Genomic DNA, 12642 nt, shown 5'->3' with positions numbered 1-12642 from the left:
CCGGTCTGTCGTGGGCGTTCGCGCAGGGCTCAGAGCCGATGACGCAAGACGAGATCGAGCTCACTCGGCGTGAGCAGACGCTCCAGGCGTTCTTCCCCTGCGGCCGCGCGAACACCGCGGGGGAATGCCGAGGCGGCGCGCGCTGTCCGCCCGTCCTCGGGCTCGACAGCGGGAAGCAGCGGAACCCGGTCCGCCGGTTGCCGATGCAGCAGGGAGCGCAGTTTCACGGCCGATCACCTCACGTTGGTACGCCGAAATGTTGGAGGCAGTGTCTGTGCTTCGTGTATCTGTCATGGTGCGCCGTTCATTACAGCGGCGGGGGCGCGAGTAGCGGAAATGTGACGCAACCGCCCATCCGTTTAAAATGTGCGCGACCAGTCCCGCCGCGGTCGGACGGATGGCCGTCGGTCCGTCGCTCGTATCCCCGGAGGCAGCGTTGCCGAAAAACCTCGAAGCCAGCATCGACATCTCCGCGCCCCCGGAGCGGGTATGGGCGGTGGTCTCCGATCTGAAGCGGATGCCGGAGTTCAGCCCGCAGTGCGTGCGCATGATGACGCTCGGCTCGCCCAAGGCGGGCGCCTGGACGCTCAACTTCAATCGTGACGGCAAGAAGTACTGGCCGACCACCTCGCGGATCGTGCGGTTCGAGCCGAACCGGGCGTTCGCCTTCCGGGTCAACGAGAACCGGACGGTGTGGAGCTACACCCTGGAACCGACCGAGTCCGGCACGCGGCTGATCGAGCGGCGGGACGTGCCCAACGGCACCACCTGGTTCTCCCGCAAGGCGATCGAGGCCGCGCTCGGTGGCGAGGCCCCGTTCGAGGAAGTGCTGGTGCGCGGCATGAACGAGACGCTGGGCAAGATCAAGACGGCGGTCGAAGCCGGCGCCTGAGCACGGGTCGGCCCGGCCACCCGAATGCGCGTCACGCGGCGCTCGCCGCCGTGGTATCAACCGCGGCGAGCGCCCCGAGCGGCTTACTTCCAATTGGGCAGGTTCACGACCTGAGCCGCGTAGGACAGGCCGGCGCCGAACGCGATGAGCAGCGCGGTGTCACCCGGCTTGGACTCGCCCTTGCGCAGCAGCGCCTCCATGGCCAGCGGAATCGAGGCGGCCGAGGTGTTGCCCGCCTCCTCGATGTCGTTGGCCAGCGCGCAGTGCTCCGGCAACTTCAGCACCCGGGCCATGATCTCGATGATCCGGCCGTTGGCCTGGTGCGGGATCATCGCGTCCAGGTCCTCGGGGGACAGGCCCGCGCGGTCGATGGCGTCACGGCAGACCTTCTCCAGCGAGTGGGCGGCCCACCGGAACACCGCGGTGCCCTCCATGGCCAGATAGGGCCGCACCGCGTCCAGGCCCTTCTCGTCGATCTCGTGGAAGTACTCCATCCAGTCCTTGTCCTGCCGGATGGCGTGGTGCTGGGTGCCGTCCGAGCCCCAGACGGTGGGGCCGATGCCCGGCTCGTCGGAGGGACCGACGATCACCGCGCCCGCGCCGTCGGCGAAGAGGAAGGCGGTGGAGCGATCGGTCGGATTGACCGTGTTCGTCAGTTTCTCCACGCCGATCACCAGTACATGGGCGGCGGTGCCTGCGCGCACCAGGTCCGACGCCAGCGCGATCGAGTGGCAGAAGCCGGCGCAGCCTGCCGAGACGTCGAAGGCGGCGGCGCCGTTCATGCCGAGTTCGGTGGCGATGCGCGGGGCGGCGGCCGGCGTCAGCAGCAGGTGGGTCGACGTAGCAACGATCACGCAATCGACTTGGTCCACCGCGATGCCCGACGATTCCAGCGCGCCGCGTGCGGCCGCGACGCTCATGCTCTGAATGGTCTCCGATTCGTCGGCGAACCGCCGGGTCTTGATGCCCGACCTGGTCCGGATCCACTCGTCACTCGAGTTGATCGGACCCGCCACCTCGTCGTTGGTGACCACTCGAGCAGGGCGGTAAACGCCGAGCCCGAGGATCGCCGTGTGCTCTGCCCCGGTGGTCTGGGCGATTCGAGCAGCCATCTGCGTCTCCTATGTACCTGCGGCGGCGCCGCCGGGGATTCCCCGAAGCATCGAAATCGGTCCCTCATCAGCCACTGCCCATCAGCGGGATAGACATGAGGCTTCCTCATATTAGCTTGAAAGTCGCTCATCTGCCGCGCGTATTCCGACAATCGGTGGGTATCTCGTCCTCGCACGCCACCGCTGTACGAGGCGTGGCCCAACTAGGATGCGAGGACACCATGCTCGGTCTCGGGATTATCGGATGGATCATCATCGGCGGTCTTGCCGGATGGATCGCCAGCAAGATCATGAAGACGGACGCCCAACAGGGCATTCTGCTCAATATCGTCGTCGGCGTGGTCGGCGGCCTGCTCGGTGGGTTCCTTCTGAAGTTGCTCGGAGTCGACGTCGAGGGCGGCGGGCTCTGGTTCAGCTTCTTCACCTGCCTGGCTGGGGCGGTCATCCTGCTGTTCCTGGTGCGACTGGTCACGGGATCCCGCGTCAGGTCGTGACCGAGCGTGCCGCGGGCTCCTTCCCGTAAGGTGTGAACGCTTGCGCCGTCCTATCGTCGAGGGGGCGCGACCCGTTTGCATCGAGCACGAAAGAGGAGCCTGTGGCCCGCCGTCCCACCCCGCCCGGCACGCCTGAAACGACCGGAGTCGGCCATGTCGTCGACCTGGTCCGCAACGCGATCCCTCCGTTGCATCCCGCCGGGCTCCCGTTCGTCGCCGCACCCCTCGCGGTCGCCGTCGTCGGCGGCAAACGCAAATGGGTGCGGCGCACGGGTCTGTTCGCCGCGGCGGCCTGCGCGACTTTCTTCCGTCACCCGCATCGCGTGCCGCCGAACCGGCCGGGCGTCGTGGTCGCCCCCGCCGACGGCGAGATCGCGCTGGTCGACGTCGCCGCTCCCCCCGCCGAGCTGGGTCTCGGTGACGCGCCGCTGCCGCGGGTGAGCATCTTCTTGTCCGTGCTGGACGTCCACGTGCAGCGCACGCCGGTCTCCGGCGTGGTGCGCACGGTGCTGCACCAGCCCGGCCAGTTCCGTTCCGCGGACCTGCCCGAGGCGAGTTCGGTCAACGAGCGCAACAGCATGGTGCTGGAGACGCCGGAGGGCAGTCAGGTCGTGGTGGTGCAGATCGCCGGACTGCTCGCGCGCCGGATCGTCTGCGACGCTCAGGTCGGCGACGTGCTGACCATCGCGGACACCTACGGCCTGATCCGCTTCGGCTCGCGGGTCGACACCTACTTCCCGGCCGGCACCGAACTACTCGTGCAGCCCGGCCAGCGCACTATCGGCGGCGAGACCGTGCTCGCCGTGCTCGGCTCACCCGCCGGCGCGTGATGGAAGCGGCGGTAACCCAGCGGCGCAGGCGGCGGAGCATCCGGCTGCTGCCCAGCATCGTCACCATCCTGGCGCTGTGCTCCGGGCTGTCCGCGGTGAAGTTCGGCCTGGACGGCAAACTCGGTATCGCGCTGGCCATGATCGGCGCGGCGGCCGTACTGGACACCCTCGACGGCAGGCTGGCCAGGATGCTCGACGCCACCACGAAGATGGGCGCCGAGCTGGACTCGCTGTCGGACGCCATCTCCTTCGGCGTCGCTCCCGCGCTCGTCCTGTATGTGACGCTGCTCAGCAGCAACAGCGTGGGATGGATCGTCGCACTGCTGTTCGCGGTCAGCATCGTGCTGCGCCTGGCGCGGTTCAACACCCTGATGGACGAGGACAACCGGCCGGACTGGGCGCGGGAGTACTTCGTCGGTGTGCCCGCCCCGGCGGGCGCGCTCATCGCGATGGTCCCGGTGGCGCTGTTCGTGCAGTTCGGCGACGGTTGGTGGGTCGGCTTCTACGAGGTCGCCGCGTGGACGGTGTTCGCCGCCGCACTGGCGGTCAGCACCATCCCGACGCTGGCCATGAAATCGGTGTCGGTGGCGCCGCAGGCCGCGGCCGGACTGCTGGTGCTGGTCGCGCTCGCCGCGGCGGCGCTGGTCACCTATCCGATCGTGCTGTTGCTGGTGCTGGTCGTGCTGTACCTGGGACATATCCCGTTCGCCTGGCATTCCCAGCGCTGGGTGGCCGCGCGTCCTGAGACGTGGACGCACAAACCCGCCGAGCGGCGCGCGCAACGACGGGCGAGCCGGAGGCTGCCCGCGATCCGGCGTCCGGCCATCCCGCGTCCGGCGATCCGCGGCTCGGCGCGTCTGCGCCTGCGCCGGCCCGGGGCGAAGCAACGTGAGAACGGTCATCCGCACCGGGACGCCGATTAGCCGGACGGACAATCGATCTCGTGAGCACATGGGTGACTCGCCGGGTACGCCCGAAGACCGAGCGGCGCCGAACGCAGGACCTGCACGCGGATCTCGCGGCACCGACTGGTACGGCCTGAATACTCGGAGAGGCGGGACAGCGATGGAGTCCGACGGATTGCGGGAATTCGAACTGCATCGGCCGCGCCTGTTCGCGCTCGCCTACCGGATGCTCGGCTCGGCGAGTGAGGCCGAGGACGCGGTGCAGGAGACCTACCTGCGCTGGGACGGCGTCGACCGAGCCGGTATCCGCTCCCCCGAGGCGTGGTTGACCACCGCGCTGGTGAATCTCTGCCGCACCTGGCTCGTTTCGGCGCGGGCGCGGCGGGAGAGCTACGTCGGGCCGTGGCTGCCCGAGCCGGTGCCGACCGCGCGCGGCGAACTCGGCCCGCTGGAGACCGTCGAGGAGCGCGAACAGGTCTCGCTCGCGCTGCTGACGGCGCTGGAGCGGCTGACCCCGGTCGAGCGCGCCGTCTTCGTGCTGCGCGAGGCATTCGGGTACGCGCATCGCGAGATCGCCGACATGCTCGACGTCACCGAGTCGAACTCGCAACAGATCTTCCGCCGGGCGGTCCAGCGCGTGCGAGAAGGCCGGGCCCGCTTCGGCATTCCGCCGGAGCATGCCCGCGAGTTGATCGAGCGATTCCTGAAGGCGGCGCGCGAAGGTGACATCGCCTCGCTGGAGCGGATGCTCGCCGCCGACGTGATCGCGACGGCCGACGGCGGCGGCAAGATCACCGCGGCGCGGCGGCCGATACACGGCGCGAATCAGGTGGCGCGGTACCTGGCGGGTTTGTTGCGCTGGGAGGTGCCGGGGACGCGGCTGCTCGTGGAAGAGGTCAACGGCGCGCCTGCCGTCGTCGCGCGGGTAAATGGTGCGCCGCTGGTCGTGCTGGGGATCGATGCGGCCGACGGCTTGGTCACGGCCCTGCGGTTGATCGTCAACCCGGACAAGCTGGCTTATTTCGCCGGGTCGGGTGGCTCGGTGGGCACGCTGTGACGCGCTTCACGGCGCGGGACTGTCAGCAATCGGGGGGCTGTCCGGTCTGAAGGGTGATGGCCGATCGGAAGGAGCCACATCATGACCGGACAGCATCGGATCGTCGTCCTCGGCGCCGGGTACGCGGGGCTGGCGGCGGCACGCAGGCTCGCTCGCACGGCGGGGGACGCCCGGATCACCGTGGTGGACGCCCACGCGTCGTTCGTTGAGCGAGTGCGACTGCACCAGCGGGCGGCCGGACAGCGGATCGCCACGTTGGACCTGCGGGAATCGCTGGAACGCAAGGATATTCGCTTCGTTCGCGCCCTGGCGACGGAGATCGACACGGTCGCGAAGCGCGTGGTGCTCGACGCGGGGCCCTCGGTCGAGTACGACGCCTTGGTCTACGCCCTCGGCAGCATCGCCGATGTCCAGAGCGTCCCCGGCGTCGCCGAACACGCGTATTCCATTGCGACGCAGGAAGATGTGCGTGACCTGTCCACCCTCGGCGGGCCGGTGGCGATCGTCGGGGCCGGAGCGACCGGCATCGAACTGGCGGCGGAACTCGCCGAATCCCGGCCCGGAACCCGGGTGCTGCTGCTCGGGTCGGAGGAGCCCGGCGCTTGGCTTTCGGCGCGGGCGCAGGCGCACATCAGGCGGACGCTCGAGCGGCTCGGCGTCGAGATCGTGTCCGGCGCCAAGGCGATCGAAGTGACGTCCGAGGGGCCACGCTTGGCCGACGGTTCGCTGGTCGAGGCCGCGGCGACGGTGTGGACCACGGGTTTCCGGGTGCCCGACCTGGCCGCTCGCTCCGGTCTGGCGGTCGATTCCGACGGCCGGGTGCGCACCGACGCCACCCTGCGTTCGGTGTCGCACCCGGACATCTTCGCCGCGGGTGACGCCGCCGTCATCGCGGGGCCCGGCGGGCGAGATCTGCGCATGGCATGCGCCACGGCGCTGCCCACCGGCAAACACGCGGCCGATGCCGTCGTCGCGAGGTTGCGTGGTCGCGAGCCGAAGGAGTTCCGGTTCCGCTATGTGCTCCATTGCCTCAGCCTGGGCCGCGGCGACGGAGTCGTGCAGGCCGTGCACGCCGACGACGCACCGGCTCGGACGGTGCTGACCGGGCGGACGGCGGCGTGGGTCAAGGAGCGCATCGTGCGCTTCGCGGCCGACGCGGCGCGACCCTGAATCCAATCGTCAACTAACGGTTGACGATAGGGCATCGTCAACTTATGGTTGACGTATGACCTCACAATTCCGCCTCGACGACCTGATCGACGGCATCAAGAAAGCCCGTCCCGACAACGTGCTCGAGCAATTGTCCGATGCCGTCGTCGTGGCGAATCACCTCGACGAAGTGGCCGACCACCTGATCGGCCACTTCGTGGACCAGGCCCGGCGCTCCGGCGCCTCGTGGACCGACATCGGCGCCAGCATGGGCGTCACCAAGCAGGCCGCCCAGAAGCGGTTCGTGCCCAAGGTGCCCGAGCCGGCCGCCGCGGCGGCCATGGACCCGAACACGGGCTTCGCGCGCTTCACCCAGCGAGCACGGGCGGTCGTCATGGCAGCGCAGGAGGCGGCGCGCGCGGCGGGCAACAGCGAGATCTCGGTCGGGCACGTGGTGCTGGGGCTGCTCACCGAACCACAGGGCCTCGCGGTGCACGAACTCGTCCACCAAGGCGTCGCCGTCGACGTGATCTCCGCCGCCGCCTCCGCGTCCCTGCCGCCGGGTGAGGGGGAGGTCCCGGCGCTCGTGCCGTTCGGCGCGGAGGCCAAGAAGGTCCTCGAACTCACCTTCCGGGAGGCACTCCGGCTGGGGCACAACTACGTCGGCACCGAGCACATCCTGCTCGCCCTGCTCGAGCAGGAGAACGGCGCCGGTCTGCTCAGCGATCTCGGCGTCGACAAGGCGAAGGCCGAAACGCATCTGGGCGAACTGCTCGCGTCCATCAGCTCCGAGAAATCCTGATCCGCGTGGGCGGTGGGAAGTTCCGTGCGCGGATCGCACTCGCCCTCGCGGTGTCCTCGCTGGTGATCGGGGTGGCCTGGCGATCGGCCCGGCACGGCATCCGCAACGTCGTCAACGGGGTGCGTGGCGCGCGTGCCGCGCGGGCGCGTCATCGTCGGGCGCTGCGCACCCGGAGAGCCGGTATCCGGGGGCCACGCCGGGCCGCTCCGGTCGAACACCACACGACCCGAGCGGCCTGATCACCCGCGCCCGGCCAGGCCGCCACCCCACCGTGGCCAGCGGGCCTGCGGTTTCGGCTCGGCGACCAGCGGCGCACGGTAGATGTCGGTGACGTAGAGGGGTAGTCGCGGTGCCAGCTCGGCGAGCAGGGGCAGTGCGCGTCCCCCTTGTGCCGCACGGTATTCCGGCATGGTCAGCCCGACGATCTGCAGGAATCGCACGCGGCCGTCCGGGCTTTCGACGGCGCCCAGTTCGGGATCGGTCGTGAAACAGACGGCGTGACAGGTGCAGTCGGGGTGGTCGGCCGCGATCGGCCCGTTCGTTTTGATGGTGTGTCCCGGTTCGAACCACTTGCCGGACTGGAAGACGTAATGGGCCAGGTTCTGCATGAAATTCGCAGGCCACGCGGGCGGTTCGGTGTCCTCGGGCCCGCGCGCCAGCCGGAAGGTGAATTCGAAGCCCCAGCCGGACTCCGCCGGGTCGTCCCACTCCTTCTCGTGCAGCTCGGTCATCCCGTAGCTGATGTAATGCCAGTGCGGCACGGGGTCGGCGCGGGAGTACGCGCTGATCCCGTCGAGCGGGTCGGACCCGCCGCGAGACCACGGGTGGTCGGATGCCCAGTGGAAGGGCTCGATATCGCCATACAGCGGCCGCAACGCATCATCGATCGCATCCCAGCCGGGTCGTTCACTCACGCAGCCACCATAGGCAGGGCGCATCCGGCGGTAGTCGGGGTGTCGAGCGCTGCGACGCCTCAGGCATCCGGCACGTTGCGGGCGAGCTCCTCGAGCCAGGCCGTCGCGGACGCGTCGCTGGGCGCGCGCCAGTCGCCGCGCGGCGAGAGCGAACCGCCCGAGCCGACCTTCGGCGCGTTCGGCAGCGTCGAGCGCTTGAACTGGCTGGTCTGCACGAAGCGCAGCAGGAACTCACCCAGCCAGTGCTTGATCGTGGCGAGGTCGTAGGCGTTGCGCTGATCGGCGGGGACGAGGTCGGGCCAGCGGCCGGTGGCGGCATCGGACCAGGCGTGCCTGGCCAGATAGGCCACGCGGCTGGGGCGATAGCCGAATCGCAACAGGTAATAGAGGTGGAAGTCCTGCAATTCGTACGGGCCGACGGTGGCCTCCGAGCTCTGGCCCGGCGCGGAGGAATCGGCGTTCGGGATCAGCTCGGGGGAGATCTCGGTGCGCAGGATCGACGAAAGCACCTCGCCCGCTTCCCCGCCGAGCTGCTCGGTGTCCACCGCCCAGGCGATCAGGTATTTGATCAGCGTCTTGGGCACCGACGCGTTGACGCTGTAGTGCGCCATATGGTCCCCGACGCCGAATGTGCACCAGCCCAGCGCCAGTTCGCTGAGGTCGCCGGTGCCCACCACCAGCGCGCCGTGCATATTGGCCAGCCGGAACAGGTGCGAGGTCCGCTCACCGGCCTGCACGTTCTCGTAGGTGATGTCGTACTGCGGCGCGCCGTCGGCGGCCGGGTGGCCGAGGTCGCGCAGCATCTGCGTGGCCGAGGGGCGGATGTCGATCTCGCGCGCCGTGACGCCGAGGGCGGCCATCAGCCGGTGCGCGTCGGTCTTGGTCCTGGTACTGGTCGCGAAGCCGGGCATGGTGTAGGCCAGCACATTCGCCCGCGGCAGGCCGAGCCGGTCCATCGTCTTGGCCGCGACGATCAGCGCCTGGGTGGAGTCCAAGCCGCCGGACACCCCGATCACCACGCGTTGCGTGCCGGTCGCGCGCAACCGCGTGCTCAGGCCCTCGACCTGGATGTGGTGCACCTCGGCGCAGCGCTCGTTGCGCAGTGCCGGGTCGGCGGGAACGTAGGGGAAGCGCTCGATCTCACGCTCCAGCGCGACCGGGTCCTCGGGGATCGGCAGCCGCACGTCGATGCGTCGCAGCGCGGCCAGCCGGTCGCGGTGGTCGTGCACGTTGTCGGCGAAGCTGGTGGTGCGCAGACGATCCGCGGCGAGGCGGCGCAGGTCCAGGTCGGCGGTGACCAGCTGGGGATGATCGCAGAACCGCTCGCCCTCCGCGAGCAGATCGCCGTTCTCGCAGATCAGCGCCTGCCCGTCCCAGGCGAGATCGGTCGTCGACTCCCCGGTCCCTGCGGCGGAGTACAGATACGCCGCGAGATAGCGCGCCGAATGCGAGGTGCACAGCGATCGCCGGTAGTCCGCCTTGCCGATCACGATATTGCTCGCGGACAGGTTGATCAGCACGGTCGCCCCGGCCAGCGCGGCGAAGCCGCTGGGCGGCAACGGAACCCACCCGTCCTCGCAGATCTCCAGGTGGAAGACGAAGTCGTCCAGATTGCTCGCCCGGAACAGCAGATCGGAGCCGAACGGCGCCCGGTGCCCGGCGACGGTGACGTGATCCTCCAGCACCTCCCGCGCCGCCGCGAACTGGCGTTTCTCGTAGAACTCCCGATAGTTCGGCAGGTAGCTCTTCGGTGCGACGCCGAGCACGATGCCACGGCAGATCGCGATCGCGCAGTTGAACAACCGGTGGTGCGCGCGCACCGGGGCGCCCACCACGAGCACCGTGTCGATATCCGTGCTCGCCGCGACGAGCCGGGCCAGCGCCGCCTCGACCGCGCCGTCCAGCGCGTCCTGGTGGAACAGGTCGTCGGCGGTGTACGAGGAGAGTCCCAGCTCGGGGAACACCGTCAGCACGGCACCGGCCGCCGCGGCCCGTGCGGCCAGCTCCACGGTCTGCTCGACGTTGTAGGCCGGGTCGGCCACCCGTACCCGTGGGACCGCGACCGCCACCCGCGCGAAGCCGTGCCGGTACAGCGAATCGAACGGCAGGTCGGTCACCCGCGTCCCCTTCCGGGATGAGGTCGATCATGATCCCCTCGGAATCTACGCCGCCGCGGGCGAGCGGGCGCGGCGGCGAGTCTGCGGATGACCCGGCAGCGGCCTCGTGACCTGCGCTTCTGCCGACAGGGGCGGGAGGCGCGAATCGTCCGGCCGGAGATGTGAACCGTCGGCGGCTAAGCTATAGCAATGGCGGATGAAACGGATTCCGACCTAATAGCGGGGGAACGGCGCGCAGATCTGCTGCGCGCGCTTTCGTATGTGTCCACCGAGTCTCAACCGGACGGCAGCTATGTGCTGAACGGCGACCTTCCGCCGGACGTCGCCCCGCCGTTCATTCGCGCCATCATGCGGGTGGAGGCGGAGTTGCTGCTGCACGATGCCGAGCTCGTCACCGTCGAGGGCGGAGAGCCCCGCACGCCGGAGGAACGGCGCACCGACGCGTTCGTCGCGCTGGTCTTTCGCGTGGACGACCGGCGCTAGCCCGGCGCGGACCTTGCACTCGCCACCCTAGAGTGCTAAAAATGCTTTTGGCACTCCCTATCGGTGAGTGCCAGGTCGGGACGGTGAGACCGGGTTCCGTAGACACCCTCGGTCGTCCGTCGCGGGCACCGAACCTGGCCAGCGTAACTGGGGCGACCCGACCAGCGGTCGTCCTGTGTGTCAGCCATCCACATGGAGGATCTCAACAACGCCATGGCCAAGACAATTGCGTATGACGAAGAGGCCCGCCGCGGCCTCGAGCGGGGCCTCAACAGCCTCGCCGACGCGGTCAAGGTGACGCTGGGCCCCAAGGGTCGCAACGTTGTCCTGGAGAAGAAGTGGGGCGCTCCCACGATCACCAACGATGGTGTGTCCATCGCCAAGGAGATCGAGCTGGAGGACCCGTACGAGAAGATCGGCGCCGAGCTGGTCAAGGAAGTCGCCAAGAAGACCGACGACGTCGCCGGCGACGGCACCACCACCGCGACCGTGCTCGCCCAGGCACTGGTGCGCGAGGGTCTGCGTAACGTCGCGGCCGGCGCGAACCCGCTGGGCCTGAAGCGCGGCATCGAGAAGGCCGTCGAGGCCGTCACCGCCAAGCTGCTCGACACCGCCAAGGAGATCGACACCAAGGAGCAGATCGCTGCTACCGCGGGCATCTCGGCGGGCGACTCGTCCATCGGTGAGCTGATCGCCGAGGCCATGGACAAGGTCGGCAAGGAAGGTGTCATCACCGTCGAGGAGAGCAACACCTTCGGCCTCCAGCTGGAGCTCACCGAGGGTATGCGCTTCGACAAGGGCTACATCTCCGGCTACTTCGTCACCGACCCGGAGCGTCAGGAAGCGGTCCTCGAGGACCCGTACATCCTGCTGGTCGGCTCGAAGATCTCGACCGTCAAGGACCTGCTGCCGCTGCTGGAGAAGGTCATCCAGGCGGGCAAGCCGCTGCTGATCATCGCCGAGGACGTCGAGGGCGAGGCCCTGTCGACCCTGGTCGTGAACAAGATCCGCGGCACCTTCAAGTCCGTCGCCGTCAAGGCGCCCGGCTTCGGTGACCGCCGCAAGGCGCAGCTGGCCGACATCGCCATCCTGACCGGTGGCGAGGTCATCAGCGAAGAGGTCGGCCTCTCGCTGGAGAACGCGGGCTTGGAGCTGCTCGGCCAGGCGCGCAAGGTCGTCGTCACCAAGGACGAGACCACCATCGTCGAGGGCGCGGGCGACCCGGAGGCCATCAAGGGCCGGGTTCAGCAGATCCGCACCGAGATCGAGAACTCCGACTCGGACTACGACCGCGAGAAGCTGCAGGAGCGCCTGGCCAAGCTGGCCGGCGGTGTCGCGGTGATCAAGGCGGGCGCGGCCACCGAGGTGGAGCTCAAGGAGCGCAAGCACCGTATCGAGGACGCCGTTCGCAACGCGAAGGCGGCCGTCGAGGAGGGCATCGTCGCCGGTGGTGGCGTGGCCCTGCTGCAGTCGGCTCCGGCGCTGGACGAGCTGAAGCTCACCGGTGACGAGGCGACCGGCGCGAACATCGTGCGGGTCGCGCTGTCGGCTCCGCTGAAGCAGATCGCGTTCAACGCGGGCCTCGAGCCCGGTGTGGTCGCCGAGAAGGTGTCGAACCTGCCCGCGGGTCACGGCCTGAACGCCGACTCGGGCGAGTACGAGGACCTGCTGGCCGCCGGCGTTGCCGACCCGGTCAAGGTCACCCGTTCGGCGCTGCAGAACGCGGCTTCGATCGCGGCCCTGTTCCTGACCACGGAGGCCGTTGTCGCCGACAAGCCGGAGAAGTCCGCCGCTCCCGCCGGCGACCCGACCGGTGGCATGGGCGGCATGGACTTCTGAGTCCGGCCACCCGGCAACACAGTTCGAACCGGAAGCCGGTCCACCGAG

14 protein-coding genes are annotated in these 12642 nt (G+C 69.2%); 10 read left to right on the top strand and 4 right to left on the bottom strand.

What is annotated here, in order from left to right:
• Positions 1-29 precede the first annotated feature (29 nt).
• Positions 30-227 (bottom strand): hypothetical protein, encoded by a 198-nt coding sequence (locus tag ON29_RS27030; RefSeq protein ID WP_040870625.1) that lies wholly within the window; start codon positions 225-227, stop codon positions 30-32.
• A gap of 209 nt (positions 228-436) precedes the next feature.
• Between ON29_RS27030 and ON29_RS27025 the strand changes: the two genes are divergently transcribed.
• Positions 437-892 carry an SRPBCC family protein gene (locus tag ON29_RS27025; RefSeq protein WP_040870871.1) on the top strand — a complete coding sequence of 152 codons (456 nt, stop codon included), beginning with the start codon at positions 437-439 and terminating at the stop codon, positions 890-892.
• Positions 893-975: 83 nt separating this feature from the next.
• On the opposite strand, the gene ON29_RS27020 is transcribed toward ON29_RS27025, so the two are convergent.
• Positions 976-2004: a beta-ketoacyl-ACP synthase III gene (locus ON29_RS27020; protein ID WP_040870624.1), complete on the bottom strand. Its 1029-nt coding sequence runs from the start codon at positions 2002-2004 to the stop codon at positions 976-978.
• Positions 2005-2225: 221 nt separating this feature from the next.
• On the opposite strand from ON29_RS27020, the gene ON29_RS27015 reads away from it, so the two are divergent.
• The 7 genes from ON29_RS27015 to ON29_RS26985 all read left to right on the top strand — a co-directional run bounded on the left by ON29_RS27015 (position 2226) and on the right by ON29_RS26985 (position 7480).
• Positions 2226-2498: a GlsB/YeaQ/YmgE family stress response membrane protein gene (locus ON29_RS27015; RefSeq protein WP_040870622.1), complete on the top strand. Its 273-nt coding sequence runs from the start codon at positions 2226-2228 to the stop codon at positions 2496-2498.
• 101 nt (positions 2499-2599) lie between these two features.
• Positions 2600-3328 carry a phosphatidylserine decarboxylase gene (locus ON29_RS27010; RefSeq protein WP_040870621.1) on the top strand — a complete coding sequence of 243 codons (729 nt, stop codon included), beginning with the start codon at positions 2600-2602 and terminating at the stop codon, positions 3326-3328.
• The gene (locus ON29_RS27005) at positions 3328-4251 is read left to right on the top strand and encodes a CDP-alcohol phosphatidyltransferase family protein (protein ID WP_040870620.1); all 924 of its coding nucleotides are present in this window, start codon (positions 3328-3330) and stop codon (positions 4249-4251) included. The genes ON29_RS27010 and ON29_RS27005 overlap by 1 nt, the downstream gene beginning before the upstream one ends.
• Positions 4252-4393: 142 nt before the next feature.
• Positions 4394-5290, top strand: coding sequence for an RNA polymerase sigma-70 factor (locus ON29_RS27000; protein ID WP_040870619.1), 897 nt, complete (start codon positions 4394-4396; stop codon positions 5288-5290).
• A gap of 81 nt (positions 5291-5371) precedes the next feature.
• Positions 5372-6460 carry an NAD(P)/FAD-dependent oxidoreductase gene (locus tag ON29_RS26995; protein ID WP_040870618.1) on the top strand — a complete coding sequence of 363 codons (1089 nt, stop codon included), beginning with the start codon at positions 5372-5374 and terminating at the stop codon, positions 6458-6460.
• A 55-nt stretch (positions 6461-6515) separates the two neighbouring features.
• Positions 6516-7241 carry a Clp protease N-terminal domain-containing protein gene (locus tag ON29_RS26990; protein ID WP_040870616.1) on the top strand — a complete coding sequence of 242 codons (726 nt, stop codon included), beginning with the start codon at positions 6516-6518 and terminating at the stop codon, positions 7239-7241.
• A 5-nt stretch (positions 7242-7246) separates the two neighbouring features.
• Positions 7247-7480, top strand: coding sequence for a hypothetical protein (locus ON29_RS26985; protein ID WP_040870614.1), 234 nt, complete (start codon positions 7247-7249; stop codon positions 7478-7480).
• Here the strand turns inward: ON29_RS26985 and ON29_RS26980 are convergent, their stop codons facing one another.
• Together ON29_RS26980 and ON29_RS26975 are read right to left on the bottom strand one after the other, a co-directional pair.
• On the bottom strand, positions 7481-8155 hold the full coding sequence (locus ON29_RS26980; protein ID WP_040870613.1) for a suppressor of fused domain protein: 675 nt from the start codon (positions 8153-8155) through the stop codon (positions 7481-7483). It lies immediately after the preceding gene.
• Positions 8156-8214: 59 nt separating this feature from the next.
• Entirely contained in the window at positions 8215-10272 is a 2058-nt protein-coding gene (locus ON29_RS26975; RefSeq protein ID WP_083864090.1) for an NAD(+) synthase, read from the bottom strand.
• Positions 10273-10461: 189 nt separating this feature from the next.
• Between ON29_RS26975 and ON29_RS26970 the strand changes: the two genes are divergently transcribed.
• Both ON29_RS26970 and groL read left to right on the top strand, forming a co-directional pair.
• Positions 10462-10755: a hypothetical protein gene (locus tag ON29_RS26970; protein ID WP_040870612.1), complete on the top strand. Its 294-nt coding sequence runs from the start codon at positions 10462-10464 to the stop codon at positions 10753-10755.
• Positions 10756-10968: 213 nt separating this feature from the next.
• Positions 10969-12594: a chaperonin GroEL gene (gene groL, locus ON29_RS26965; RefSeq protein WP_040870869.1), complete on the top strand. Its 1626-nt coding sequence runs from the start codon at positions 10969-10971 to the stop codon at positions 12592-12594.
• The last annotated feature ends 48 nt before the right edge of the window (positions 12595-12642 follow it).

Origin of the sequence: Nocardia exalbida NBRC 100660 (assembly GCF_000308575.1) — a bacterium.
Lineage (GTDB): Bacteria > Actinomycetota > Actinomycetes > Mycobacteriales > Mycobacteriaceae > Nocardia > Nocardia exalbida.
Note: the sequence above shows the minus strand (reverse complement) of the source record. Positions and strands in the feature narration are given on the sequence as shown.